Source organism: Sedimenticola thiotaurini (assembly GCF_001007875.1).
In the GTDB taxonomy this organism is placed as follows: domain Bacteria; phylum Pseudomonadota; class Gammaproteobacteria; order Chromatiales; family Chromatiaceae; genus Sedimenticola; species Sedimenticola thiotaurini.
The window spans coordinates 1,003,229-1,029,512 of record NZ_CP011412.1 but is presented as its reverse complement, the minus strand read 5'-3'; the positions used below and the strand labels follow the sequence as shown (position 1 = coordinate 1,029,512).

The window sequence follows — 26,284 nt, the reverse complement described above, 5'->3', positions numbered from 1 at the left end:
GCTATCCGGCTAATCTCACTGGCGCCGGGCAATGGTTGATTGGACATTCCCGATCATTTTTCGGATCCGGGTATTCTATCAGCAGTTGTCTAGTCCAGTGGATAGGCGGTACTTTTACAGACCGTGCGCAGACCGAAGGCGGTTTTGATACGGGCAACGCCGGGAAGCCGGGATAGGTGGTGTCGATGCAGTCGTTCATAATCGGTTGTGCCGGCTGCGGCAACCCTTAACAGGTAGTCCGCTTCCCCGGTCATCAGGTAACACTCCATGATCTCGGGGTTATTGCGCACTGCCGCTTCAAACGCCTCCTGGCACTCTACACTCTGGCTGTTCAGTGTAATCTCCACGAAGATGGTGGTGGGCCGGCCGATAGCGCCCGGCTCCACCAGCATGACATAGCCCGTGATTACTCCGCGATCCTCAAGCTGTCTGACCCGTCTGAGACAGGCAGAAGGGGAGAGGTTGATCCGCTCCGCCAGTTCAGCGTTGGTCAACCGGCCATCCAGCTGAAGTGTGGCGAGAATCTTTTTATCTATCGCATCGAGTTTCATTAGTCGAATATTATTCTAATTAAATGCTAATTGATAGCTATTAGTTGTTTATCTTTTCTATTTTATCATCTAATTCGCAAGCAAATATCCGTTGTTCTGACGTATCCTTCTGACTGTCATGGCATTCATTAACTGGAGTATGCACCCATGAGAGTCATCATCCTTGGCAGTGGCGTCATTGGTGTGACCAGCGCCTATTATCTTGCACGGGAAGGCCACGAAGTGGTCGTCATAGATCGTCAACCGGAAGCCGCCCTGGAAACCAGTTTTGCTAATGCAGGTGAAGTCTCGCCGGGTTACTCGGCACCCTGGGCGGCACCGGGTATCCCCGCCAAGGCCATCAAATGGATGCTGATGAAGTACAGTCCCCTGATGATCCGGCCCCGGTTTGATCCAGCCATGTGGTCCTGGTGTTTGAGGATGCTCGGCAACTGCAACGCTGCACGCTATGAGCAGAACAAGGGGCGCATGGTGAGACTGGCCGAATACAGCCGGGATAAGCTCAGGGAGCTGCGTAATGAGATCGGGATCGGGTATGACGAGCGCAGCCGCGGTACCCTGCAAATGTTCCGCAGCCAGAAGCAGCTGGATGGGGCTGTCACCGATATGGCGATTCTTGATCGATACGGGGTCCCTTATGAGTTGCTGGACCGGGAAGGCTGCCTGGCAGTCGAACCGGGTCTCGCCGATGTGAGAGAGAAAGTGGCCGGCGGTTTGCGCCTGGTGAATGATGAGACCGGCGACTGTTTCCTGTTTACCCAGCGCCTCGCCAAGGAGGCGGGACAACTCGGTGTCCAGTTCGAGATGGGCGTCAATATTACGGGACTGCAGCTTGAGCAGGGCCGGATCCGGGGCGTTGAGACTGATAGCGGCAACTTTGTCGGCGACTGTTACGTGGTGGCGTTGGGCAGCTATTCGCCCCTGCTGTTGAAGCAGCACGGTATCCGGCTGCCGATCTTTCCGGTCAAGGGTTATTCCATCACCTTACCCATCATCAACCCCTACGCCTCACCGATCTCTACACTGATGGACGAGACGCACAAGGTGGCGATTACCCGCCTGGGTGATCGTATTCGTGTGGCGGGAACGGCTGAACTGGCCGGTTATGATCTGTCGTTGGACGAGAGCAGGGGGGATACGGTCCGGTTTGTTGTTTCCGATCTGTTCCCGAATGGGGGCGATTTGTCCAGATCTGAACTGTGGTGCGGGTTGCGCCCCATGACTCCCGATGGCACGCCGTGCGTCGGCGCCACTCCGATTTCCAATCTCTATCTGAACACAGGGCACGGCACCCTGGGCTGGACCATGGCCTGCGGCTCCGGCCGATTAGTGAGCGATCTTGTTTCAGGCAAGCGTCCTGAGATCGGCACTGAAGGGCTCTCCATTGATCGTTATCTGCGCAGGAGGCGTTTAGTGGGGCGTCCTCTGAAGAGGTTACCGAGCATCACTGGCAGCAGATGACCGGCAGGGGCGATGCCTGAGGCGGCGACTATGTTACGGACTGTTCCCATTGCTCCAGCAGTCGACGAATCTCTCCATAGGCCTCCTCAATCCGTTTTTCCGCTTGGGGTTCTTGCCCACTCCCCAACAGAGCCAGTGTGGTTTGATGGTACCTGGCAATTGCCTGCTTCAGCTCCCCAAGATCAGGCGTCCTTTCTGTCCCCTCCTCTGGTAGTGTATCCAGTGGGGTTACAACCGCCGCGCGCATAATCATTTTTTCCTTACCAGTAGCGGTCTCCAACGCCTGAAGGGGCCCGCTCTTTTTCATCTGAACGCCTTTGTAGACGAACAACTGGCCAATTTTCAATTTACTGAATTTCATCCGAAGCTCTGACTATCAGAATGTGGCTACAACAATTGGCGTTATTCTACCTTGCAACAGGAGCTAAACGACACTTAATTTAACGGGTGCCTGACGGTAACTCTGTTTGATAGAGGGTTAAAAAGTGCTCCGTTGGATCTATTAAAGAAATGCGTTCCCGCTTTTTTTTGCTAGGCTAGCTAGTATCGCTATTTTTTGTTGCAGGTAGATCTGCCCGATTATGGGCAGAGCAGACTAGATTAAAGGTCGAGTAACACTATTCCCTATGGATCAATTTAACCAGGCGCATATGCTGCTTGCTGGAATGGCAGATACGGCGAACGAGTTTTACCGGCATGCTGCTCAGGCTATAGCAGTGGCGTCAGGTAGTCGGTTGGGTGGAGTGAGTTTTATTCGCCCTTCATCGCCCGAAGTGGAAGTGGTGGCCCTTTGGGATGGTGAGGGGTGGGCGGATCCCTTTTCTGTCCCGATTAACGATTCACCCTTCGAAATAGCCCACCAGTCCACTTCCCGATACAAACACGTCTACTTCGCTGAAGATTTACAGAACACCTTCAGCAGTTGTGAATTTTTAAAATCGATGGGCGTGGCGAACTACCGGGGACAGGTATTTTATAGTGATGATAACCAGATACTGGGTCATGTATTTGCCCTGGATATCAATTCCCCATCAGACAGTGCGGAGATGCGTTTTTTTTATGACCTGCTCAGTCAGCGTATAAGCACAGAGTATCGGAGATTCAGGCAGCAGGATGAGTTGCGGCGCTATACCAACATGATCTCCATTACCCGTAATATGCTCTCCTTTGTTGATGACAGGTATACCTATCGGGCCGTCAGCCAGGGCTATGTGGATCTGTTCAAGACACCGCATAATAAACTGGTCGGTAGCCGGGTCGATGAGATACACGGTAACGAACGTTTTGAAGCTGTCATAAAGCCGTTGCTGGACGATAATTTTCGCGGCGAGACCGTTCATGCCAGGCACTGGATTCATCCGCCGGATACAACGCCACGCTATATCGACGTATGGCAGACCCCCTATGTGGAAGATGATGGCCGTATTAGTGGTGCAGTGGTGAGTGGCCATGATATTACCGAGCAGAAAACCATCGAGGACACCCTGCAGAAGTTGTCCCTGGCTATTACCCATAGTCCGGTTTTGACGGTCATAACCGATCCCAATGGGGTGATCGAATATGTCAGTCCCATTGTTGAAAAGATTACCGGTTATCGGCCGGAAGAGGTGATTGGCAAGACTCCCAGTCTGTTCAAATCTGGCAGAACGGATCGCAAGCTCTATCGTGAGCTCTGGCATGCCATCAAGAATAAGCGCGCCTGGCAGGGGGAGTTGGAGAACCGGCGTAAAAATGGCGAATACTATTGGGAGCGTCTATCCATTGCGCCGGTGATGGACGAACAGGGCCAGCTGGTCGCCTTTGTCGGGATCAGCATGGATATCTCCGAACGTAAACAGATGGAGCAGCAGCTCAAAGCGATGGCCTCTACCGATTCCCTGACCGGTATTTACAACCGTCGCCATTTCATGGCGGAAGTGGAATCCAAGCTGGCCTATTCAAAGCGTTATGGAACGCCGTTTTCCTGCATGATTATCGATATCGATCATTTCAAACAACTTAACGACAATGGCGGCCACGCGCTGGGCGATCAGGCGATTCTGAAATTTACCGAGACCACCCGTGACGCGATACGGATTGTGGATGTGTTTGGTCGTATGGGCGGGGATGAGTTCGGTATAGCGTTGCCGGATACGGATGAAAAAGATGCGCTGGTGCTGGCCGAACGATTGAAAGAGATGATCAGTCAGCTGACTATCGAAAACGATCTGTACAGTAGTCACATGACGGTGAGTATCGGTGTGGCAACCTATTCCAAAAGTCGTGATAAGAACGAGTCGGCCAATTCGCTGATCAGTCATGCGGACAGGGCGCTGTATAAGGCAAAACGGGGTGGCAGAAACCTGGTCGGAGTTGCTTGATTATTCAGCCATGCGCCGGCTCCAGTTAACCGGGCATGGTGATTGGCAGCGTGCGGCAGCGTATCGCAACGGGATTCAGGTCAACAGGGTGGTTTCCCGTTTGCTTGATTGCTGTTGTTCTGTTTCCGCAGTCGGATTGGATTTCACGATCTCATAACAGGGAACATAGTCACCTTTCACCTTCATGCGTCCCTGCTGGGCAAAGGAGGTCAGTAGTTCATCCATGGCATTCATCAGCTCTGGTTCACCCTTGATCTGGAAAGGCCCATATTTTCGAATGGCTTCAATGCCCTGTTCCTTCACGTTGCCGCTGACAATACCGGACAGGGCCCGGCGCAGATTGGCCGCCAGCTGCTGGGTGGGCAGCTCCCGGGAGAGTTGCAATTTGGCCATGGACTCATGGTCGGGGGTGAAGGGCTCCTGGAACTCTTTTTCAATATGCAGTGACCAGTTGTAGTGGAACGATTCATCCCGCTGTCGCCGTTCCCGGGTCACCTGGCGCAGGGCATCGCTGACCAGCTTCGCAACCAGTACCGGATCACCGATGACTTTTCTCACCAGGTTCAGGGTAGTGCTGCCGAGAGTCATTTCGATAAAACGGATCACCGCATCAAAATAGCTGCTGGATGATTCTGGTCCGGTGAGAAAGATCGGCAGTTTAATCTCCTGGTTTTTCGGGTGAGACAGCACCCCCAGGACAAACAGCAACTCCTCCATCGTGCCCACACCGCCGGGAAACACGATCAGAACATGACCCAGGCGGATGAACGCCTCCAGGCGTTTTTCGATATCCGGCATCACGATCAACTCATTGACGATGGCATTGGGTGCCTCGGCTGCGATGATGCCGGGCTCGGTGAGCCCGATGTGCCGCTCCTTGATGTGGCGTTGTTTGGCGTGGGCGATGGCTGCCCCCTTCATCGGGCCCTTCATGGCACCCGCGCCACAACCGGTGCAGATATCGATGCCCCGCAGACCCAGGTGATAACCGATCTCCTTGGTATAGTCGTACTCCTCTACCGGAATGGCATGACCACCCCAGCAGACCACGGTGTTGGGCTTCTTGCCGGGATGGAAGGCGCCGGCATGCCGTAGCCGATAGAAGATCTCGTGACTGATCTGGGCGTTGGGTGAAATCTGTTTATGATTACTGCTGATGTCGCGCAGATAAAGTATATCCCGCAGGATGGAGAACAGGTGGTAACGTATACCTTCGATCAACTGGTCATCCACAAATGCGTTGGCGGGTGCATTGACCACTTCCAGTACGATGCCCTGGTGACGCTCCCTGACCTGGATATCAAAGTCGGGGTACATCGACATCAGCTCTTCGCAGTTGTCGACCTGGGAGCCGGAGCTGAGTACCGCCAGGGCGCATTTGCGAAACAGTTTGTGCAGTCCGGTACCGCTGACATCGCGAAGTTGTTCGATCTCCCGGCGGGACAGTACGGCCATATGGGATGCGGGGCGGATGGTGCTGTTGACTACTTTATTGAATACGGGCTCTTTTGACATGGGACATCCTGCAGGGTCGGCACTACCCGACCAAAAATTGTTACCTGGTAGATACCGGAACGGAAAAACAGTTCAAAAATGGATCCATTCCCGGCTACCAGGGTTCACCGGTACGCGGTGATATGGGTTTTTATTCTCTATAAATTCAAGCATAGACGATAGTCGCTCTGTCGTCCGCTGTCGACACGACCGGTAGAGCTTAGCGGGCCTGGTTTACCGTTCTGTGAATATGGGGGAGACCCGGCTGTTTATATCCCTATGGTTAGACAGTGCCCTGAACTGCCTGTTACTGACTGAGCAGCTTCATGCCGCGGGTCAGTCCGTCCAGGGTCAGGGGAAACATGCGCTGCTGGATGATCTCCCGCACCAGTTGAACCGATTCAATATACGCCCATTGCTGCTCGGGTTGGGGATTAATCCAGATCGCATTGGGGTAGGCTTCAAGCAGTCGCTCCAGCCACACGATGCCGGGCTCCTGGTTCCAGTGTTCCACGGAACCGCCCGGGTAGGTGATCTCGTAGGGGCTCATGGTGGCGTCGCCGACAAAGATGAGCTGATAGTCGGATCCGTAAGTGTGGATCACATCCCAGGTGGAGAGCGGCTCCGTATGCCGATTGCGGCTCTCTTTCCAGACCGCTTCGTAGACGCAGTTATGGAAATAGAAATGCTCCAGGTGCTTGAACTCTGAATGCGCTGCCGAGAACAGCTCCTCGCAGACCTGCACATGATCATCCATGGAACCGCCCACATCGAGAAACAGCAGCACTTTCGCCCTGTTGTGTCGTTCCGGAACCATCTTCAGATCCAGCAGGCCGCCGTGATGGGCGGTTGAGCGGATAGTGGCCTCCAGATCCAACTCCTCGGGCGCACCGCTGCGGGCGAAGCGGCGCAGGCGCTTCAGCGCTACTTTGATATTACGGGTGCCCAGTTCCACCGAATCATCCAGGTTGCGGAACTCACGTTTGTCCCAGACTTTCACCGCCCTGCGATGTCGGGAGCGATCCTGGCCGATACGTATCCCTGCCGGGTTGTATCCATAGGCTCCAAAAGGGGAGGTGCCGCCGGTGCCGATCCACTTGCTGCCGCCCTGGTGCCGCTCCTGTTGCTCTTCCAGGCGCTTTCTCAGGGTCTCCATCAGCTTTTGCCAACCCATGGCATCGAGCTTTTTCTTCTCCTCCTCGCTGAGGTATCTCTCCAGCTGCTTGCGCAGCCACTCCTCCGGAATCTCCGCCTTGATAGCGTCACCCGCTTGCACAATCCCATTGAAGTAGCTGCCGAAGGCCTGGTCGAAGCGATCGAACAGCCGTTCATCCTTGACCAGGCAGGTGCGGGAGAGATGGTAGAAATCCTCCACGCTGGAGAAGATCACCTGCGCCTGCATGGCAGCCAGCAGATCGAGAAACTCCCGGATGGTGACCGGCAGTCCGGACTCTTTCAGGTGGTAGAAATATCCAACCAGCATGATGTCAGGAGCGACCACGTCGATGGATAAAGGCGAGACGCTCGAACAGGTGGATGTCCTGCTCGTTTTTCAGCAGGGCGCCATGCAGGGGCGGGATCGTCTGGCGTTGGTCGTCACTGTGCAGAGCTTCCGGCGGAATATCTTCGGCCATCAGCAGTTTGAGCCAGTCGAGCAGTTCCGAGGTGGACGGTTTCTTTTTCAGTCCGGGTATTTCTCGTAGCTCAAAAAACACCTCCAGGGCCTGTTTCAGCAGCTGCTTTTTCAGCTCGGGGTAGTGCACCGCCACAATCTGCTCCATGGTCTGCTTGTCTGGAAAGCGGATATAGTGGAAGAAGCAGCGGCGCAGAAAGGCGTCGGGCAGCTCTTTCTCATTGTTACTGGTGATGATGATCAGAGGCCGCTGTTTGGACTTGATCAACTGCTGGGTTTCATGGACATAAAACTCCATCCGGTCCAGTTCCCGCAACAGGTCGTTGGGGAACTCAATGTCGGCCTTGTCCACCTCGTCAATCAGCACCACAGAGTGTCCGTCGTGGGCAAAGGCCTCCCATAATTTGCCCCGGATGATGTAGTTGCTGATGTCATGCACCCGGTCATCCCCCAGTTGTGAATCCCGCAGACGGGAGACCGCATCGTATTCATACAGTCCGTGCTGGGCCTTGGTGGTGGATTTGATATGCCATTGAAACAGGGGCTGGCCAAGGGCTCTGGCGACCTCTTCCGCCAGCATGGTCTTGCCGGTGCCCGGTTCCCCCTTGATCAGTAGCGGGCGTTCCAGCTGGATAGCGGCATTGACGGCGAGCATCAGATCATCTGTCGCCACGTAGGTATCGGTTCCATTAAATCGCATAGCTGTTTCCGAGTGTATTGGTCCGGGTATTCGACCTATTCTCCATCAATACGGTTCCGATTGAAATAAACGCTCCCCAGCCATTCCGTGGCCTCAAATTTACTTGACGTTCTATATATGTTCTCTGTATGATCGATCTGTGTTTAACGAAACAGCCCAACCGTAGCGGGCAGTCAGGAGTGCCCCGCGGGGGCATCCAGCCACGCTTTTAGGAGGGCGTGGTTCAATCCAGGTTCAGCGCAGGGTGGAAGAGTATGGCCGTTATAGCAATGTGGAAATGTGATCGGGACAACAGCATGTTTGACAACAAGAAAGAGGCGGACGCCCATGATCGTATGCTTGAACTGGGTGAACACTTTTCCCACCTGCTAGAGCAGGTCATTCCCCAGGTGGATGAACAGGCTGCCGAGGAGTTCGGATTGATACTGGCCCGCAACAAGGAGTTGATCATCCAGGCCTGCAAGGGCAAGCCCGAGGTGATCTCAGAGATCGAGCTGGAGGATAAAAAGGTCACCCAGTTGAGTGCGTCCCGTTAACTGTTCTGGAAGTCGGTAGCATCGCGACCTTCCCCCGTACCCACTCGCTACCGGCTTCTACCTAATCACGGTATAGTGGCGCCAAAGTTTCACCAGACAGTCCACGGCGGCGCTGATTACCGGAGATAATTCGCAACCCGGCCTGTCCTGGACCAGCAGGTTGTTGGGGAATATGGGCGAGTTTGCAGAGATTATCTTGCGTTCCGGCAAGGCTGGCGTTGAGCTGGCCTTTTTTGTGTTTCTGCCTGTTATGGTGGTTATGCTCACCTTTATGCGCTTGCTGGAGGCGAAAGGGGTGCTGGACTGGATTACGGCCCGTCTGTCGCCGCTGCTGCATCCGTTCGGGTTGCCCGATCTGGGCATTTTTGCCCTGATCCAGATACTCTTTGTCAGTTTCGCGGCGCCGGTCGCCACGCTGGCGATCATGGATCGGGCCGGCACGTCCAGTCGCCATATTGCCGCCTCCCTGGCCATGGTGCTGGCCTGTGCCCAGGCCAACGTAGTGTTCCCTATGTCCGCGGTTGGCCTGAATGGCCTGATGACTATTCTGATCTCGGCGGTTTGCGCTGTGATTGGTGCATCCGCCACCTATTATCTGTTCGCACGTGGTGTCAGTGACAGGGATGTGCTGCCGGAACCGAAACCGGATCATCCGGTGGCAGACGATACCCTGAGTCTGCTGACGGTGATCAATCGCGCCGGACGGGAGGCGATTGAAATTTCGGTCAGTGCGGTCCCCATGCTCATCCTGGCGCTGCTGCTGGTGAACCTGCTGCGCACGGTGGGCGCAGTGGAACTACTGGAGCCGCTACTGGCCCCGGTCTTCTCCCTGTTTGATCTGCCATCGGCGGCGCTGTTGCCGATCATCACCAAGTTCATTGCCGGTGGTACCGCCATGATGGGCGTGACCATGGAGTTTGTGCAGACCGGGCTGATCGATCTCAGCACATTGAACAGGCTGGCTGGATTTTTGATTCATCCCTTCGATATTGTCGGTATCGCCATTCTGATTTCTGCGGGGCCCCGGGTGGCGGCTGTTCTTCGCCCGGCACTCTATGGTGCCGGGCTGGCGATTGTGCTGCGCACCCTGCTGCACGGGCTGTTGTTCTGAGTTCCATGGGGCTTGATGCTGCCGGTTGTTCAGTTCTGACAGTGACGAAGTTCTGGTCGGTTGCCCTCCCTATCCACATCGCGTATAAGCGATAACAGTTATGAATTCCCGCTGATGTCATCATGAATATCGTCTTTTTTTTGCTGGTGCTGATCGCCTTCCTCACCGCTGCCTGGCGGCAGTTCAGTGAGCCGACAGCTGATGTGAGTCCGATGGATGCGTTATCCGGCGCAATGATCGATTCGGCCACCGGGGCGGTGGAGCTGGCCCTGGGTCTGGTCGGGGTGATGGCGCTTTTCCTTGGTCTGATGAAGATCGCCGAGCAGGGCGGCCTGCTCAAAATCCTCGCCCGGCTGATCCGGCCGTTGATGGTCAGGCTGTTTCCCGATGTACCGGCCGATCATCCCGCCATGGGGGCGATGATCCTGAACATGTCGGCCAATATGCTGGGGCTGGGCAATGCCGCCACGCCGTTCGGTATCAAGGCGATGCAGGAGCTCAATCGGCTCAATCCCTGTAAGGGGAGTGCGAGCGACTCCATGGTTCTGTTTCTGGCCATCAACACGTCCAGTATCACGCTGCTTCCCACCGGGGTGATTGCCCTGCGTGCCTCGGCCGGTTCCATGGACCCGGCGGGTATTCTGCCCACCACACTGTTTGCCACCCTCTGCTCAACCGTAGCGGCGATCCTGGCGGCCAAGGGGTATCGCCGTTTTTTTCCGGTTAAAGCGGAGACGACGGAAGCGAATCCAGCTGAACAGAGCAGTGAACCGTCCACGCTCCCCCTGACCGAAGCGGAGGAGGGAGCTTACCCAGCCTGGGTATCGATGGCAGCCCTGATCGGCTTTCTGTTGCTGATTCCCCTGACAGTGTTCTACGGAGAGGTTATCTCGCCCTGGATACTGCCGGCGCTGATGCTCGGCTTCCTGCTGTTCGGTGTATTCCGGCGGGTGCCTATCTACGAGAGTTTCGTGGAGGGAGCCAAGGAGGGATTCCAGGTGGCGCTGAAGATCATCCCCTACCTGGTGGCCATACTGGTGGCGGTTGGTATGTTCCGGGCCAGTGGTGCCATGGAGTGGCTGGTGGGACAGATCGGCCAGTTAACCAGCCTGGTGGGCCTGCCCGCCGAGGCGTTGCCCATGGCGCTGTTACGGCCACTCTCCGGGTCCGGTGCCTACGGGGTGATGGCCTCCATTATCAACGATCCGGCCATCGGCCCGGACAGCTATGTGGGCTACCTGGTCTCCACTCTGCAAGGCTCCACCGAAACCACTTTCTATGTGCTCGCGGTCTACTTTGGTGCAGTCCAGGTGCGACGTATCCGCCATGCACTGGCTGCTGGATTGACCGCCGATATTGTGGGTGTGATCGCCGCCGTGGTCGCGGTGTCGTTCCTCTACGGCTAGAATGGTGCCATGCTACAGATTTCCAACAGCGTCACCATCCCCGAAAGTGAGATCGAGTTGACCGGCATCCGGGCACAAGGTGCGGGTGGACAGAACGTCAACAAGGTCTCCAGCGCGGTCCATCTGCGCTTTGATATCAATGCCTCCTCACTTTCCCCCTTCTACAAGGAGCGGCTGCTGAATTACAGGGATCAGCGTATCACCAAGGAGGGGGTCATAATCATCAAGGCCCAGAATCACCGTAGCCAGGAGAAGAATCGGGCTGAGGCGCTGGCGCGGCTGAAGGAGCTGATTCTGTCGGCGACCCGGATTCAGAAAACACGCAAGCCGACCAGACCCACCCGGGGGTCACAGCAACGCCGTCTGGAGAGCAAAGAGAAGCGCGGCAGAATCAAGGCGCTACGTGGTCGGGTCGATGAGTGAGACGCCTATCCGGTCCGGTTACTGATGCCCCATTGATCTGGCGCAACACCAGCTGATTGATGTCTGGGTTAATAGTGTGAATCGAGGCATTATTTCTACTTGGAGTACAAAGTATTTTTTTAAGTGGGAATTCAAATGGGTAGAAAAAAACGAGCGAAAAAAGGTGTACGGAAAATGGATAAGGGTATCCCCTATGTGGAACAGTCACTGGATGATGTCACCGATGCTCCAGTAAAGAAGATCAAGAATTCGGTATACGAAAAAGAGTTGTTCCGCCTGCAGCTGGAGCTGGTCAAACTCCAGGCCTGGATAGCCAAGGAGAAACTCAAGGTCGTGGTTATTTTTGAAGGCCGGGATGCGGCAGGGAAAGGTGGGGTTATCAAGCGGATTACCCAGCATCTCAACCCGCGTATCTGTCGGGTGGTGGCACTGCCCGCACCCACGGAGAGAGAGACCACCCAGTGGTATTTTCAACGCTATGTAACTCACCTGCCGGCGGGCGGCGAGATGGTGCTGTTTGACCGCAGTTGGTACAACCGGGCTGGTGTTGAGCGGGTCATGGGATTCTGTGATGACGAGGAGTACAGCGAGTTTCTCCGTTCCTGTCCGGAATTTGAACGTATGCTGGTACGCTCCGGCATTATTCTGCTGAAGTACTGGTTTTCGGTATCTGATGAAGAGCAGGAACGGCGTTTCCAGAGTCGCCTGCAGGAGCCACACAAGCGCTGGAAGTTGAGTCCAATGGATCTGGAATCCCGTGCCCGCTGGGTCGAGTACTCCCGCGCCAAGGATGTGATGTTTGCCCATACCGATATCAAGCAGGCACCCTGGTATGTGGTGAAATCAGATATCAAAAAACATGCGCGGCTGAACTGCATCGCCCATCTGTTGAGCAAGATCCCCTATGAAGACCTGACACCGAAAGAGATCGTGCTACCCAAGCGCCGGGACGACAAGGACTACATACGTCCGCCCATGTCGGACCAGACCTTTGTGCCGGAGGTCTATCCCTGATAGTGGGCCGCCCCGTGGCGGGATCGGATGGGCGGCTCAGGCCGCCCGGACCAGCCGGGGGGCCGGATCTGAAGTTCTAGCGGTTCATCGGCTTGGCCGGGTTGCGGATCACCAGATAGACACCGTATGCGGTCAGGCTGATACCGGCCATGCCCCAGGTTGTCAGTCGCTCATCAAACAGTAGCCAGGCCATGACGGCCGTGACCGGTGGGGTGAGGTAGAAGTAGCTGGCAACCTTGGTTGCCTCTCCCCCCCGGATCATCAGCATCAACAGCAGGATAGCGCTGAGCGAGAGCCCGAAAACCAGCCACAGTAAGGCGGCAATAAACTGCGGTTGCCAGTCGATCTCACGGGTTTCAAACAGCAAGGCAAGCAGGCTCATGATGATGGCGCTGGCCAGGTACTGGTAAAAAGTGCCGGTCAGCAGGCCCACATCGGCGCAGAAGCGCTTCTGCAACAGGGTGCCGATGGTGATACCGAACAGCGCCAGCAGGGCAAACAGCAGGGCCGTCAGATTGAACTGCAGGGCCTGGCTGCCGTCTTTACCGAGTAACAGAACTGCCGCCACGCCCAGAATACCCAGCAGTAACCCGGTCATCTGTCTCCCGTTGATCCGGTTATCCATCCAGAGCCAGGCAATCAGAGCAGTCAGAATAGGTTGCAGTCCCACCAGCAGTGAGGCCAGTCCGGCTGACATGCCGGCTTTGATGGCAGCAAAGACACCGCCCAGATAGGCCGCATGTACCAGAGATCCAACCAGCATGGAGTACAGTGCCCCTTGCAGTGACGGCCATTTCTGCCGGTAAATATTTATCAGGATCAGGAAGACCCCAAGGGTAAGGTACATACGCAGGGCCAGTACCGTGAAAGGTTCCGCATAGGGCAGGGCGTACTTGGCGCCGATAAATCCGGTTGCCCACAACAGGACAAACAGAAAGGGTATCCAACGCAACAGATTGGGGGAGATCATGTATGGCTTCCTTGGTGGAGCGGGCTCGAAATAATAGGGTTCCGTTTTACCGGATGGTACGATGTGTGGGTGGGGGCTGTAATATCAATGCTGGTAATTAAATGTATATTATCAATAGGATAAATTAGGTTATTAATGTACTATGTTACCAAAATCCATTATGTTCCGATCTGAAGGACAACGCCGATGGCAAAAGAAGATGCACGAATTCCCGCGGAAATCGGCTGCCTGGATACCGAGAACCTGCGGGTCACGTTGATTTCCACCGTTGGCGCCCATTGCGATGTATGGCAGACGGCAGGTTACCACTTTATGCGGGAAAAGAACCGCGCATTTGAGATGGTTATCAAACGCCATACCCTGAGTTGTAACGCACTGGACATCAAGATTTACCGGCGTGACTACGGCATGCTGAAAAAAGAGCTGCACGATATTATCCCTGAAGCCATCTTCGTGCACACCCGGATTGATGGCCAGGAGAATATGCTGGTGCTTGCCCAGGCGTTTACGCCCTGGTTTAACCTGGCCAATCCGGCAATCGCCGATGATGCCATCCCGTTAATGGCAAAGCTGCACAAAGCACGACTGCAACTGGGGCTGTTTATTCAGACCGCCAAAGAGATTCGTCGTACCCACCAGAAAGTGATTGATCTCTACGGGCTGGACAACCTGGTGCTGGACAAGAACAAGGAAGTCCGTTACCTGGATAGTTTTGAAGTCTTTTTCCACGAAGACCTGCTGCATATCATCGACGATCCCTGTGAGGATCTGCGGGAAAAAATAGATGTGTCCGTGACACGGCTTGCCTATCTGGAATATTTGCTGGACAAGGCCAATGAGATGGCGGCAACCTTTTCCTGAGCCGGTTGGATTAACGCTACAGGGATAAACGGTCGATCTGATCGGCAGATGGGGCCGGCAACGCCCCATAATGGCTCCGGTTTAGGTACCGTAGCGATCAGATACCCAGTTCATCCAGCAGACTGTTGGCATCATCCGGTGCATCATTGGCAGGTGTCTCTACCGCAGCGGCCCGCTTGTTCGCTTCACCTTCCAGGATCTTGTCAGGATCCACGTCCTCCATTTCAAACTCGTGCAGCTGGATGAATTCAGTTTTATCCATGGCCAGTTCAAGATAGAAAATATTATTCCGCTCGGTGGTGAAGGTGACACGACGACCCTGGGGTCGGTCCAGGTTGGTATTGACGGAGAGCTGCACTTCCTTGTTGATGGTCAGCATCTTGGGCTGATTCTGGTTGATTGGCGTCAGCAGCTGTTTGCCCACGTTGCCGATGAAATCACCGATCATCTGGTTCATCAACTCCCCCAGGACGTTGCCCACCTCATCGGAGGTGTGGCTGAGGGCCAGCTCCTCACGGGGTATCCCCATGTTGGACAGGTAGGATTGGTAGAGCTCAAGGGCGGCACTGGCGGTGAAATTGATCACCACCAGTCCGGAAAATCCGCCGTCAACCAGCACAAAACAGCCAATGTCCGGCTTAAGGCAGGTGCGGTTTATTTTCTGCACCATGGCCGAATACCTGATTTCGGTATTGGTCGCGGTGGATAACACCGATGTGACCGATTTACAGAGCATGATCAGAATATCGTCTGTGGTGACGGTCTTTGTCTTTGCCATTGAGCAATGCCTCTTATCTGTCTTGTTTTGTTATATAGCCAGACCGGTTATCGACTATTTTTCCCGTAATTTCAATAACCACTGATCATGCCGAGCTGTCCCCGTAACGGATCCGGCCGACTGGCGGAAGTGATTGGCGGGACTATTTTATCAGTCCCCGGTCCCGGAACAGCGCTTCCATCTCCGGCTTGTTGGCCAGAATCTCCTGCTGTTGCAGCCCTTTCAGCTCATGTGGGAACACCAGCCACTGGTCGGTTTCATGGATGTAGTAATCCGGCTTCAGGGCGGTCTGGTTGTTAGCCGGTTTATACCAGGGGGTGGCGATACGGATCTGTTCCGGCATGTTGCGCCGGGTCTTGGCCTTCAGCGTATCGAGAATAGCTTGCAGGCTCAATCCGGTGTCAAACACGTCGTCCACGATAAGTAGTGAACTGTCCCAGTTCATATGGCGTATCAGATAGCCCAGACCGTGCACCTGCACCTCCCTGTTGCGCTGTCCGATGCCGGTGTAGGAGGAGGTACGTATGGCAATGTGGTCCGACTGCACATCGAAATAGTCCAGGATCTCCTGCACCGCGATACCGACCGGCGTGCCGCCGCGCCACACGCCGACAATGAAATCGGGTCTGAAGCCGCTCTGCAGAATCTCCACTCCCAGGCGAAAGGAATCTGTCAGCAGTTGCTGGGCGGTAATATAGTATTTGTCACTCATAGGGTAGTTGTCTGTCTCCCGGCTCTGGCCGGAAAGCTATCTTTTTTGTCTGGTCAAGGCAACCGGTTTCGTAGGGAGTGATGGATACCCGACTCTCTGTGTCACTCCGGGGCTGCCCATCCATAGAGCCGTTATGACGGCGATTATTCGCTGGATTATTCCCGCTTCACCGGTGGCAGGACCGGTTTGCCCAGCTGTTGTAGCCCATTGCCGGCAATAATCAGCAGGAGCCCGGCGCCGCTGGACCAGTGTATATCCTCGCCCACGATAAAGTGGATCAGAAACAGAGAGAGTATGGGGGAGAGAAAGATCAGATTGGCGACTTTGGCGGTACTGGTGGTCAGGCGCAACGCATTCAGCCAGAGTACAAACGTGATGCCCATCTCGAACAGGCCCACATAGAGCGCACCGTAGAGGCCGTTGATCGAATCAAAGCCGAAGCCGGTGGTCAGTCCGGTGATCAGGGCAATGATCGGGATGGCAAACAGGAAATTGAGAAACAGCCCAACCACCGGTTCCATGCGACTGCGGGTGTTGAATATCCAGAACAGTGACCAGATCAGGGTGCTGCCCAGGGCCAGCAGGACGCCATAGCCATTGCTGAAGTGAAGCTCCAGAGGCGCGCCATGGGTGGCGATGACCAGGATACCCAGATAACTGATACCGATCGCCAGCAGGTCGAGCCGTCGCAGCTGTTGCTTGAGCAGGGGCACCGCCAGGATGGAGAGGGTGATGGCCCAGGTGTAGTTGAGTGGCTGGGCCTCCTGGGCCGGGAGCAGGTCGTAGGCCTTGAACAGCACCCAGTAGTATAGGCAGGGATTGAGCAGACCCAGTACGGCGCACAGGAGCATGTCCCGCCGGGATGTGTTTAACAGCTGTGGCAGATGTCCCTGCCGGATCACCAGTGCAAACATCACCAGCAACGAGGCGACACTGGCATAAAACAGCAGCTGTATCGGTTCCAGGTAGCGTAGCGACAGCTTGAAGGCGCTGGCGACGGTGGACCAGAGCAGCACGGCACTGATGCCGAAGAGGTACGCCCTGGCCTGCCTGGTCACCGGCCGGTCCGGTCAGGCTGCAGGGCTTCAGGGGCCGGATAGATCACAACTGCTCCAGGCAGTGCATGATCAGCTGCAGATCGGCCGGTTCCGACAGCCGGTGGTCACCCTGCTTGATCAGGGTCAGGGTAACGTCCCGACTCTCCAGCTGTTCACAGGTCCGGCGACTGAAGTCCCAGGGCACATCCCGGTCCTGCAGGCCGTGGAACATTCTTACCGGACAGTGAATCGGGATCGGGCGATCCAGCAGGCAATGCCGATCACCCTCTTCAAGCAACTGCCGGGTGATCGGGTAGGGTTGCTGGTCATCGTAGTCGCAGGGGAGCAGTACGCGGCCCTCCCTGGCCAACTGCTGTTTCTGCGTATCGTTAAACAGAGGCCGCAACAGCCGTCGGGTGAAATCGGTGGCGCAGGCCAGGGTGACCAGGGCGTGCAGACGCTCAGGCCGGGCCACGGAGGCCAGCAGTGACAGCCAGCCACCCATGCTGGAACCGACGATAATCTGCGGACCTTCGGTCAATTGATCCAGGACCGCCAGGGCATCATCCAGCCACTCGCCGATGGTGCCGCTTTCAAACAGGCCACTGGACTGGCCATGCCCCGAATAGTCAAAACGGATAAAGGCGCGCTGATGGGCTTGACACCACTGCTCCAGCGCGACGGCCTTGGTGCCGGTCATGTCGGAATGGAAACCGCCAAAGAACAGGATGCCGGGCCCGGCTCCTTCGCTCTTGTGGTAGGCGATCCGCTTGTTATCCGGCAGGTTGAGAAATCGGGGTGCGTCAGTTGTCACCAGGGTTGGTCTCGCGGTAGGGAAAAAGAGCGATGATACCGCCCGGATGCCCTATTGCAAACGGGCATGGCTGACACGGTTGCTCAGGGCGCACTGCGCACCCGTTGAATCGCCTCATGCCAACCGGCCAGCAGGGTGGTTCGGGCATCCCCCGCCAACGTGGAGGAAAATTCACTCTCCAGTTGCCAGTTCTGCTCCAGATCCTGGAAGGAGTGGTACAGGCCGCACTGCAATCCGGCCAGATAGGCCGCGCCGAGCGCGGTGGTTTCGGTCTGCACCGGGCGCTGTACCGGCAGGTCCAGAATGTCGGCTAGAAACTGGCAGAGCCAGCCATTGCTCACCATACCGCCATCCACCCGCAGTCGGGTTGCTGTTACACCGTCATCTGCCATGGCCCGGAACAGGTCGTGGGTCTGATAGCAGACCGATTCCAGGGTGGCCCGGACGATCTCCCTGATCCCGGTGCCCCGGGTCAGTCCCAGCAGGGCACCCCGGGCATCGGCATCCCAATGGGGTGCGCCCAGTCCGGTAAAGGCGGGCACCAGGTAGACGCCCTGGTTATGATCCAGGCTGTTGGCAAGGTCTTCAGTTTCGGCCGCTGTGCTGATCAGCCCGAGCTCATCCCGCAACCACTGGACGGCCGCACCCGCGATAAAGATGGATCCTTCCAGGGCGTAACTATTTTGACCATCGAGCCGGTAACCGATTGTAGTCAGCAGTCTGCTCCGGGAGGCGACCACTTCACTGCCGGTATTGGTCAATACAAAACAGCCGGTACCGTAGGTGGCTTTGGTCATGCCGGGTTGAAAACAGGTCTGGCCAAAGGCGGCCGCCTGCTGATCACCCGCCATGCCACCGATATTCAGCGACCTGCCCAGCAGTTCGCGGCTGGTCCGGCCGAAATCGGCAGCACAATCCTTCACCTCGGGGAGCAGTGCAGCGGGCAGATCAAACAGCGCCAGCAGATCCCGATCCCACGCACTCTGGTGGATGTTATACAGCAGGGTACGTGCGGCGTTGGTGGCGTCGGTGGCATGGACCTTTCCGTCGGTCAGGCGCCACAACAGAAAACTGTCCACGGTGCCGAAGGCCAGATCACCCGCTTCGGCCCGGCGGCGGGCATCGGGAACATGGTCCAGAATCCAGGCGATCTTGGTGGCGGAAAAGTAGGGATCGAGCAGCAGGCCGGTTTTTTCCATTACCCCGGGTTCGTGCCCCGCCTGCTTGAGAGTTTCGCAGTGGCGGGCAGTGCGGCGATCCTGCCAGACAATGGCGTTGTATATCGGTTTACCACTGTGGCGATCCCAGACAACCGTGGTTTCGCGCTGATTGGTAATGCCGATGCCGGCAATCGGTCGCTGTCTCTCCCGGGCGGCGGCCAGGGCGTCCCGGAGCACCGCCAACGTGGTCGTCCAGATCGCTTCCGGGTCGTGCTCCACCCAGCCGGGTTCCGGATATAACTGCGGGAACTCCCGGCGGGCAACAAATGCACAACGACTCTCCTTCTCGAACAGCATCGCCCGGGTGCTGGTGGTGCCCTGGTCGATACTGAGGATGAATGGATTGGTTGCCATGGTGGCTGTGTGACTCCTGTACGAGATTTTTCTAGAGTATAGTCACGCCACATTGACAGGCGCCGGAGCAGGCCCTGATGATGGGAGCCTGCCGGTACCGGAGGGGCAGAACCCAGATTTATCTGGGAGATGTGGATTTTACCGCCCGGCTTCAGCTCGTCCCGGGGCCACGCCTGTCCAGCGGACTCAATCCGGGCAGAGGGAGATCGTTGCTATGCCAGAGCCGCAATCCGTCACGCCACCATTCGATCTTCTGGTCATCGGCGGCGGTATCAACGGAGTGGGTGTGGCCCGGGATGCAGCGGGCAGGGGGCTGAGTGTCTGTCTTTGTGAAATGGATGACCTGGCTGGTCATACCTCATCCGCCAGTACCAAGCTGATCCACGGTGGTCTGCGTTACCTGGAGCAGTACGATTTCAAGCTGGTGCATCACGCCCTGCGGGAGCGGGAGGTGCTGCTGGCCAGCGCACCCCACATTATCCATCCGATCCGGTTTGTCCTGCCGCACAACGATTCGCTGCGTCCCGAGTGGATGATCCGGCTGGGTCTGTTTCTCTATGATCACCTGGGTGGCCGTAAACGGCTGGCGGGATCAAAGCATATCCGTTTCAACACACATCAGGCCGGCCGGGCGTTAAAACCGCTCTTCCGCAGCGGCTTCGAGTACGCCGACTGCCGGGTAGCCGATGCCCGACTGGTGGTGTTGAATGCACTGGATGCGGCGGCCCGGGGAGCAGTGATTAAGACCCATACCCGGGCCGAGGTCCTGGTCCGCGGTACCACCCACTGGCGTGTAACAGTACGCAATCAACGGGATGGCTCGGCCAGCACTATCCTGGCACGGGCGGTGGTCAATGCGGCCGGCCCCTGGGTGGAACGGGTCTGGAAAGGGGATAGCGTGGGGCGGCACGCCAGAGGGATCCGTTTTGTAAAGGGCAGCCATATCGTGGTGCCGCGGCTGTTTGAGCACAATGATGCCTATATCTTCCAGCATCCGGATGGCCGGGTGCTGTTTGCTATTCCGTTCGAATCCGATTTCACCTTGCTGGGTACAACCGAAATTGAACTCTCCACACTGCCGGAGGAGAACCGGATCAGTCCGGAGGAGGTGGCCTATATCTGCCAGGCGGTGAGTGACTATTTTATCCGGCCGGTAGAGCCTGCGGATGTGGTGTGGAGCTTCAGCGGTGTGCGTCCCCTGTACGATGACGCCGCCGGTAACGCCTCCCGGGTGACCCGGGACTATAATCTGCATCTTGATCGTGACCAGGCGCCGATCCTGTCGGTCTACGGCGGCAAAATAACTACCTATCGACGATTGGCGGAAGAGGTGCTGGGCCTCCTGTCCGATTGTCTGGAGATACCGGGGCCGGCCTGGACCGGGACCAGTCATCTGCCCGGCGGTGATCTGCCCGATGCGGACTTCGACCATTTTCTGGCGGAGTGTGCCACCGACTACTCCTGGCTGCCGGCCACACAGTTGCGCAGTTATGCGGAGTGCTACGGTACCCGCATCAAACTGTTATTGGCCGATTGTGACTCACAGGATAGATTGGGAATCGATTTTGGTGGTGGGCTGTTTGAACGGGAAGTGCGTTACCTGCTGGAACATGAATTTGCGGAGACTGCCGAAGACATTGTCTGGCGTCGCACCAAGCGGGGTCTGCGCATGTCAGCAACGCAGATTGGCCGGCTGGAGCGGTGGTTGCTTGATCGGAGCGCGTAGGTCGCTGCTACCGCTGTAACTCCGGTCGCCCGGCCCGACTGATCGATACGGGCTGTCAAATCGGTGGTCCCTGTTGCAAAATACGCCGCTGAGCGATGGACGGAACTCAAAAAGGGAGACGGTATGAAAATATTGGTTACCGGTGGTGCGGGCTATATCGGGTCCCACACCTGTGTAGAGTTGCTGGAAGCGGGGCATGAGGTGGTGGTGATCGATAACCTCTGTAACAGCAGCCGCGTCTCACTGGATCGGGTTGCGACCCTGACTGGCCGGACTGTCTCCTTTGTTGAAGGAGATATCCGGGACCCGGCGGCGCTATTGCCGATCCTGGAGCGGGGTGATGTCGATGCGGTGATCCATTTTGCCGGATTGAAGGCGGTGGGTGAATCGGTTGAGATTCCCCTGAGCTATTACCAGAACAATATCACCGGTACCCTGGCACTGCTGGAAGGGATGGTGGAGACGGGCGTGAAGCGTCTGGTGTTCAGCTCATCTGCAACCGTCTATGGTGACCCCGACTCCCTGCCGATCACGGAAGATTTCCCCCTCTCGGCGTCCAATCCCTACGGCCGGTCAAAACTGGTTATTGAAGAGATGCTGCGGGATATACAGGCTGCTGACGAGGCCTGGAACATCTCCATCCTGCGCTATTTCAACCCGGTGGGTGCCCATGAAAGCGGTCTGATCGGGGAGGATCCCCGGGGCATTCCGAATAATCTGATGCCCTATATTGCACAGGTCGCAGCGGGGCGGCTGGAGCAGTTGTCAGTATTTGGTGGCGACTATCCCACCCCGGATGGCACCGGTGTCAGGGACTATATCCATGTGGTGGATCTGGCCCGGGGGCACCTGGCTGCGTTGGAGCGGCTGCAGGGCAATCCGGGACTGATGGTCCACAACCTGGGAACCGGCAAGGGTTACTCCGTACTGGAGATGATACGGGCATTTGAATCCGCCAGTAACAGACCGGTTGCCTACCGGGTGGTGGATCGTCGGCCGGGGGATATTGCCGCCTGCTATGCCGATCCCGGTCTGGCATTCCGGGAACTGGGCTGGCGCGCCGAGCGGGGGCTGGAGCAGATGTGCCAGGATACCTGGCGATGGCAGAGCAGTAATCCGCAGGGGTATGGCGATTGAAACGGCCGCTCATCGACTGGTTCGGGAGAGGTGCTCTAACTTCAGATAACAGGCCACGATAATGGCGACGGCACCGATCATTAACAGGCTTTGCGCGCTGTACCCGAACAGATAGTAACTGCCGGACAGCCGGGTTACGCCCGCGATCAGACAGATCAGGATGCCGACAGTGCCGGCCAATGAGCCGAGGGTTGTCAATAGTGCATTCATCGTATTCTCCCAACTGGTGTACCGGTGACAGGCTAGTCCACCGATTCGAAAAGATCTGGTTATCGTAGTGCCAAAGACAGACTGTTTCGGGTCCGCCCAGCTAAAAGCATAGCCAATCCATTCACTACCGCAGCACAGGGTATGGAACCGGAAGAGGCGGTAAGGTGCTGATCCTGTGATGATCGGATTTGTCAATTTGATACGATTTATTGCCTGTTTGTATTCATTCGTTGAGGCATAACCGTTATCCTAACCCCGCAGGTTGGATAACTGATTGGATTTGCCGGTCAAGGCTTGGAAAACAGATAACGTGAGTGATATGGAGTTAACTGAAGGAGCAGGAACTCGGTGGTTTGCCAATGGGCCGGAGCAGTTCTGTTGGGCTGACTGGCCGGATGAGGAAGAGGCGGTACTGTTTCATCAGGGATCGGGTGATACGCTGATGTTGAATCCATTGGGGGAGTATCTGCTCAAGCGATTACAGCAGGAGCAGTTGACCCATCAACAGCTGTCGGCAGCGGCGGCGGACTATTTTCATATTGATAACGATGCCGGATTGACTGAATCGATAGTCACTTCACTGCGCACTTTCCGCTCGTTAGGCCTGGTTGTATCAGACACATTGTGAAGATCGGAGAACTCAGCCATCATGAAATGGCCCGCCAACTATCCGGCCCGGGGCTTCCTGTAAAGATCGGACCCTTCTGGATCAATCTGCGCTCTGCTATCCCTGATCTGCAGCGTCATGTGGCCTTCTTCTACCAGCAGTACGAAACCGCCGATACGACGGGCTTCTTTGATTTCCATATCACCCTGAAGCGTTCCGGCGGTCTGCGGCGCTGGATAAAGCCCCAGGTGAGCTTCCTGCTGGATGAATACGCGCCATTCAAGCCCTTGCCCTATGTGCACGCCTTTGCCATGTTCGAGTGGGGGCTGAACTGGTGTATCGCCACCATGGCCCACCACTATCTGATCGTGCATGCCGCCGTCCTCGAGAAAGATGGGCGGGGGATCATCATGCCGGGTGTACCCGGTTCCGGAAAGAGCACTTTGTGCGCGGCCATGAGCCTGCGGGGCTGGCGCCTCCTGTCGGATGAGATGGCCTTGATGGATCCCAAGTCCCTGGAGATCACTCCGGTACCGAGACCGGTGAGTCTTAAAAATGAATCCATAACAGTCATCAGAAATTTTTCCAGCAGTGCTGAAATCGGCCCTGCGGCCAGGGATACGGCAAAGGGCACAGTGGCACACCTGAAACCGACCCGTGCCAGTGTGGATTCAGCTCCCATTGCCTGTCAGCCCGGTGCGATCGTATTCCCAAAATACCGGGCGGGCAGCGATACGAACCTGATCAAAAGTGCCAAGACCCGGGCGCTGATGGAGATACAGGAGAATGCCTTCAATTCCCATATTCTGGGCAAGGAGGGGTTTGATTCGGCCAGAACATTAATCGACAGTTACCCGGTCTATACCCTGGAGTACTCCCGTCTGAATGAGGCGTTAACCATCATGGATCAAATTCTGGCTGATACAGAGGTGGTTGCCTGATATGGTTACGCCGCTTCTGATACAAGTGCTCAAATCGCCGGACAGAGTCACCGGATTTGGCGCAGATGAATGGGATCTGTTAATTCGGCAAGCCAAAGCGGCCAACCTGTTGGCCCATCTTCATGTGGTGTTAACTGACCAGGGGCTTGAGAGCAAAATTCCCGAACAACCGTTCCTGCATTTAAACGGGGCATACAAGATTGCACTGCGTAGCGTTCAGGCGGTTCGTTGGGAAATCTCACAACTGCATGAGGCGCTCTATAGCCTGGCGGTTCCCGTGATTGTGCTCAAGGGGGCCGCCTATGTTATGGCGGGATTGCCCATCAGCCGGGGTCGGCTGTTTCATGATATTGATATCCTGGTACCCCGGTCCATGCTCGAGCCGGTGGAGGAGGAGTTAAAGGCCTGGGGGTGGCGATCCACCCATGCCAGTGCCTATGACCAGCGCTACTACCGTACCTGGATGCATGAGATCCCTCCCATGAAGCAGGTGCGGCGCCAGACGGTGCTCGATATTCACCACTCAATCCTGCCCCTGACGGCAAGGTTGAAACCGGATGCGAATAAATTGATCTCCCGGGCGGTTAATGACGGGGCACCGGATGATCTCTACTGGTTGTGCGATCTCGACATGATTCTGCACAGCGCCACCCATCTGTTCCATGATGGGGAACTGGAGCATGGACTGAGAGATCTGGTGGATATCGCGGAGCTGTTGCGACACTTTTCAGTGCGGGACGGGTTCTGGCAGGAGCTTTGCGACCGGGCCGTGGAGTTGGATCTGGTGCGGCCGTTGATCTACGGGCTCCGCTACGTCGAGAACCTGTTGGGTCTGAAAATTCCGAATGGGGTAAAGGGATGGATGGAGGAGCGAATGCCGGGGGGCCTGTCCATGCCCTTGATGGATAGTCTGTTCCAGCGGGCTTTACGGCCGGATCATGCCAGCTGTAACCGGTGGGGAACCGGATTGGCAAGGTGGATGCTCTATGTCAGATCTCACTATCTCCGCATGCCGTTGCGGTTGCTTATTCCCCATCTGGTTCGGAAAGCGGCGATGGGTGAGGATGAGAAGACGATGCCGCCGGAAGTGCTGCGCTTTATAGACAACAACCGGTAAGACCTGTTTTTCACTGGTCTTACCGGTTGTTTGATTGTTGACTCACGGGGTCTGACTGGAGTCAGGTCCAGGTGCTGTTCAGAAACGCCTTGAAATCGCTTATTTGTCCACCCAGGGTCGTATCGATCCAAAGTGCTTTAACCTGCTGAACACTCAACACGTAGTTAGGGTCAACCATGGCGTTGAGCAGTGCTGCGATAATATGGAATTTGTCACTGCCAGAATCGGTGCAGAGTATTTCAAGCATGGATCGATTCTGGCTATCCTGCGGCCCGCTGGAAAAATAGTCATTAAACAGGGCGCCGTCTGTACATTCCCAACTTACAAGCCCATTCTGTTTGGATTTGCATTGGCGGCATTTGCTCGGAATTGAGCCATCGGGCAAAACACCCGCAGGCATTGGCCACGCAGAGGGATGGTTTTTCCAGTAGCCGGGGCTGAGTCCAAGATTACATTCGCCGCGATTAGGGTCGGACAGGTTGCCGGACAGCATGTTGGAGAGACAGCCAACACCGAATACCGGTCGTGAGGCCACGGTCATCAGTACCGGGGAGGCAAGCAATCCGGCCTTGGTGAAGCGTCTGCGACTCGATGAGATTTGCTCTTCGTTCGACACATCCATTTTCTGTTCGCTGTTTGTCTCTCGATTCTTCGACATTACTTAATACCCTGTTGGCGTATTGGTTTTCTGGACTTGATATCCAGATTTTATTCCAAGTCTATCCCTGATTCGAAGCTTTACCAGCCGTTACCTCAGGTCGATGCCGGATTACTGCTGGTTTCAACTGACGAACTCTCCCAGTTTACTGGATGAGCCGCTACACTACCACTTCACACCGGAGTTTCGGGACTTTCAAACAATCTATCCACAGGCCATCTGCTGCTTGGTTGTGGAAACAATCTGGCGGGATTCCCGTTTGGGCCGCCGCAATCGCTATATTATCGCTGCTAACTATAGCCAAAGCAATTATCACGCCATTGTGATTATGTTATTTAAAATCAATGGATTAATTAATACCTGTTTAAGGTTGGGGTTCATTCTGTAAAGAAATCTGACAGGTGTCGCGGTCTTTTGAGTCCGTTCGTGTGGGTGTGGCTGGTCGTTTCGGGT

The 26,284-nt window shown here is 56.0% G+C and carries 26 protein-coding genes; 13 read left to right on the top strand and 13 right to left on the bottom strand.

The genetic code is table 11. From position 1 onward, the window contains the following. Positions 1 to 89: 89 nt before the first annotated feature. Complete coding sequence (locus AAY24_RS04535) at positions 90 to 551, bottom strand: Lrp/AsnC family transcriptional regulator (RefSeq protein ID WP_046858683.1); 462 nt, start codon at positions 549 to 551, stop codon at positions 90 to 92. A 147-nt stretch (positions 552 to 698) separates the two neighbouring features. On the opposite strand from AAY24_RS04535, the gene AAY24_RS04530 reads away from it, so the two are divergent. Then, positions 699 to 2,012 (top strand): D-amino acid dehydrogenase, encoded by a 1,314-nt coding sequence (locus AAY24_RS04530; protein ID WP_046858682.1) that lies wholly within the window; start codon positions 699 to 701, stop codon positions 2,010 to 2,012. A gap of 28 nt (positions 2,013 to 2,040) precedes the next feature. Here AAY24_RS04530 and AAY24_RS04525 read toward each other — a convergent pair whose 3' ends face one another. After that, positions 2,041 to 2,373, bottom strand: a complete 333-nt coding sequence (locus AAY24_RS04525; RefSeq protein WP_046858681.1) for a hypothetical protein — start codon at positions 2,371 to 2,373, stop codon at positions 2,041 to 2,043. A 265-nt stretch (positions 2,374 to 2,638) separates the two neighbouring features. Between AAY24_RS04525 and AAY24_RS18410 the strand changes: the two genes are divergently transcribed. Continuing rightward, positions 2,639 to 4,372: a sensor domain-containing diguanylate cyclase gene (locus AAY24_RS18410; RefSeq protein ID WP_082117032.1), complete on the top strand. Its 1,734-nt coding sequence runs from the start codon at positions 2,639 to 2,641 to the stop codon at positions 4,370 to 4,372. 75 nt (positions 4,373 to 4,447) lie between these two features. On the opposite strand, the gene ppnN is transcribed toward AAY24_RS18410, so the two are convergent. The 3 genes from ppnN to AAY24_RS04505 form a co-directional block, all read right to left on the bottom strand. Then, positions 4,448 to 5,887: a nucleotide 5'-monophosphate nucleosidase PpnN gene (ppnN, locus tag AAY24_RS04515; RefSeq protein ID WP_063370443.1), complete on the bottom strand. Its 1,440-nt coding sequence runs from the start codon at positions 5,885 to 5,887 to the stop codon at positions 4,448 to 4,450. A 286-nt stretch (positions 5,888 to 6,173) separates the two neighbouring features. After that, on the bottom strand, positions 6,174 to 7,349 hold the full coding sequence (locus tag AAY24_RS04510; RefSeq protein WP_046858680.1) for a vWA domain-containing protein: 1,176 nt from the start codon (positions 7,347 to 7,349) through the stop codon (positions 6,174 to 6,176). 4 nt (positions 7,350 to 7,353) lie between these two features. Then, positions 7,354 to 8,199, bottom strand: coding sequence for an AAA family ATPase (locus tag AAY24_RS04505; RefSeq protein WP_046858679.1), 846 nt, complete (start codon positions 8,197 to 8,199; stop codon positions 7,354 to 7,356). Between the two features lie 254 nt (positions 8,200 to 8,453). On the opposite strand from AAY24_RS04505, the gene AAY24_RS04500 reads away from it, so the two are divergent. The 5 genes from AAY24_RS04500 to ppk2 all read left to right on the top strand — a co-directional run bounded on the left by AAY24_RS04500 (position 8,454) and on the right by ppk2 (position 12,689). Beyond that, positions 8,454 to 8,735 (top strand): YebG family protein, encoded by a 282-nt coding sequence (locus AAY24_RS04500; protein WP_046858678.1) that lies wholly within the window; start codon positions 8,454 to 8,456, stop codon positions 8,733 to 8,735. A gap of 172 nt (positions 8,736 to 8,907) precedes the next feature. Continuing rightward, complete coding sequence (locus tag AAY24_RS04495; protein WP_046858677.1) at positions 8,908 to 9,846, top strand: nucleoside recognition domain-containing protein; 939 nt, start codon at positions 8,908 to 8,910, stop codon at positions 9,844 to 9,846. Between the two features lie 122 nt (positions 9,847 to 9,968). Continuing rightward, positions 9,969 to 11,252 (top strand): nucleoside recognition domain-containing protein, encoded by a 1,284-nt coding sequence (locus tag AAY24_RS04490; RefSeq protein ID WP_046858676.1) that lies wholly within the window; start codon positions 9,969 to 9,971, stop codon positions 11,250 to 11,252. Between the two features lie 9 nt (positions 11,253 to 11,261). Further along, the gene (gene arfB, locus AAY24_RS04485; RefSeq protein ID WP_046858675.1) at positions 11,262 to 11,675 is read left to right on the top strand and encodes an alternative ribosome rescue aminoacyl-tRNA hydrolase ArfB; all 414 of its coding nucleotides are present in this window, start codon (positions 11,262 to 11,264) and stop codon (positions 11,673 to 11,675) included. A 135-nt stretch (positions 11,676 to 11,810) separates the two neighbouring features. Next, positions 11,811 to 12,689, top strand: a complete 879-nt coding sequence (ppk2, locus tag AAY24_RS04480; RefSeq protein WP_082117031.1) for a polyphosphate kinase 2 — start codon at positions 11,811 to 11,813, stop codon at positions 12,687 to 12,689. A 76-nt stretch (positions 12,690 to 12,765) separates the two neighbouring features. On the opposite strand, the gene AAY24_RS04475 is transcribed toward ppk2, so the two are convergent. Then, a complete protein-coding gene (locus AAY24_RS04475; RefSeq protein WP_046858673.1) occupies positions 12,766 to 13,659 on the bottom strand; it encodes a DMT family transporter in 894 nt (297 codons plus the stop codon). A gap of 186 nt (positions 13,660 to 13,845) precedes the next feature. On the opposite strand from AAY24_RS04475, the gene AAY24_RS04470 reads away from it, so the two are divergent. Further along, positions 13,846 to 14,520, top strand: a complete 675-nt coding sequence (locus AAY24_RS04470) for a hypothetical protein (RefSeq protein ID WP_046858672.1) — start codon at positions 13,846 to 13,848, stop codon at positions 14,518 to 14,520. A gap of 97 nt (positions 14,521 to 14,617) precedes the next feature. On the opposite strand, the gene AAY24_RS04465 is transcribed toward AAY24_RS04470, so the two are convergent. The 5 genes from AAY24_RS04465 to glpK form a co-directional block, all read right to left on the bottom strand. After that, entirely contained in the window at positions 14,618 to 15,298 is a 681-nt protein-coding gene (locus tag AAY24_RS04465) for a DUF3334 family protein (protein WP_046858671.1), read from the bottom strand. A gap of 142 nt (positions 15,299 to 15,440) precedes the next feature. Beyond that, positions 15,441 to 16,010: a phosphoribosyltransferase gene (locus AAY24_RS04460; protein ID WP_046858670.1), complete on the bottom strand. Its 570-nt coding sequence runs from the start codon at positions 16,008 to 16,010 to the stop codon at positions 15,441 to 15,443. A 155-nt stretch (positions 16,011 to 16,165) separates the two neighbouring features. After that, positions 16,166 to 17,068 carry a DMT family transporter gene (locus AAY24_RS04455; RefSeq protein WP_046858669.1) on the bottom strand — a complete coding sequence of 301 codons (903 nt, stop codon included), beginning with the start codon at positions 17,066 to 17,068 and terminating at the stop codon, positions 16,166 to 16,168. A gap of 43 nt (positions 17,069 to 17,111) precedes the next feature. Further along, a complete protein-coding gene (locus AAY24_RS04450; RefSeq protein WP_046858668.1) occupies positions 17,112 to 17,861 on the bottom strand; it encodes an alpha/beta fold hydrolase in 750 nt (249 codons plus the stop codon). Between the two features lie 83 nt (positions 17,862 to 17,944). Further along, positions 17,945 to 19,435, bottom strand: coding sequence for a glycerol kinase GlpK (glpK, locus tag AAY24_RS04445; protein ID WP_046858667.1), 1,491 nt, complete (start codon positions 19,433 to 19,435; stop codon positions 17,945 to 17,947). A gap of 214 nt (positions 19,436 to 19,649) precedes the next feature. Here glpK and glpD point away from each other — a divergent pair, with 214 nt between their 5' ends. Both glpD and galE read left to right on the top strand, forming a co-directional pair. Then, a complete protein-coding gene (glpD, locus tag AAY24_RS04440; protein ID WP_046858666.1) occupies positions 19,650 to 21,161 on the top strand; it encodes a glycerol-3-phosphate dehydrogenase in 1,512 nt (503 codons plus the stop codon). Positions 21,162 to 21,284: 123 nt separating this feature from the next. After that, a complete protein-coding gene (gene galE, locus AAY24_RS04435; protein WP_046858665.1) occupies positions 21,285 to 22,298 on the top strand; it encodes a UDP-glucose 4-epimerase GalE in 1,014 nt (337 codons plus the stop codon). A gap of 9 nt (positions 22,299 to 22,307) precedes the next feature. On the opposite strand, the gene AAY24_RS04430 is transcribed toward galE, so the two are convergent. Continuing rightward, a complete protein-coding gene (locus AAY24_RS04430) occupies positions 22,308 to 22,508 on the bottom strand; it encodes a hypothetical protein (RefSeq protein WP_046858664.1) in 201 nt (66 codons plus the stop codon). Between the two features lie 319 nt (positions 22,509 to 22,827). Between AAY24_RS04430 and AAY24_RS04425 the strand changes: the two genes are divergently transcribed. Genes AAY24_RS04425 through AAY24_RS04415 form a run of 3 tightly spaced genes read left to right on the top strand, consistent with a single transcriptional unit; the run spans position 22,828 to position 25,173 of the window. Next, positions 22,828 to 23,136 carry an HPr-rel-A system PqqD family peptide chaperone gene (locus AAY24_RS04425; protein ID WP_199930492.1) on the top strand — a complete coding sequence of 103 codons (309 nt, stop codon included), beginning with the start codon at positions 22,828 to 22,830 and terminating at the stop codon, positions 23,134 to 23,136. Continuing rightward, on the top strand, positions 23,133 to 24,056 hold the full coding sequence (locus AAY24_RS04420; RefSeq protein ID WP_052761059.1) for an HprK-related kinase A: 924 nt from the start codon (positions 23,133 to 23,135) through the stop codon (positions 24,054 to 24,056). The genes AAY24_RS04425 and AAY24_RS04420 overlap by 4 nt, the downstream gene beginning before the upstream one ends. A gap of 1 nt (position 24,057) precedes the next feature. Next, the gene (locus AAY24_RS04415; RefSeq protein WP_046858662.1) at positions 24,058 to 25,173 is read left to right on the top strand and encodes a nucleotidyltransferase domain-containing protein; all 1,116 of its coding nucleotides are present in this window, start codon (positions 24,058 to 24,060) and stop codon (positions 25,171 to 25,173) included. 61 nt (positions 25,174 to 25,234) lie between these two features. Here the strand turns inward: AAY24_RS04415 and AAY24_RS04410 are convergent, their stop codons facing one another. After that, entirely contained in the window at positions 25,235 to 25,831 is a 597-nt protein-coding gene (locus tag AAY24_RS04410; RefSeq protein WP_046858661.1) for a hypothetical protein, read from the bottom strand. Between the last annotated feature and the right edge of the window lie 453 nt (positions 25,832 to 26,284).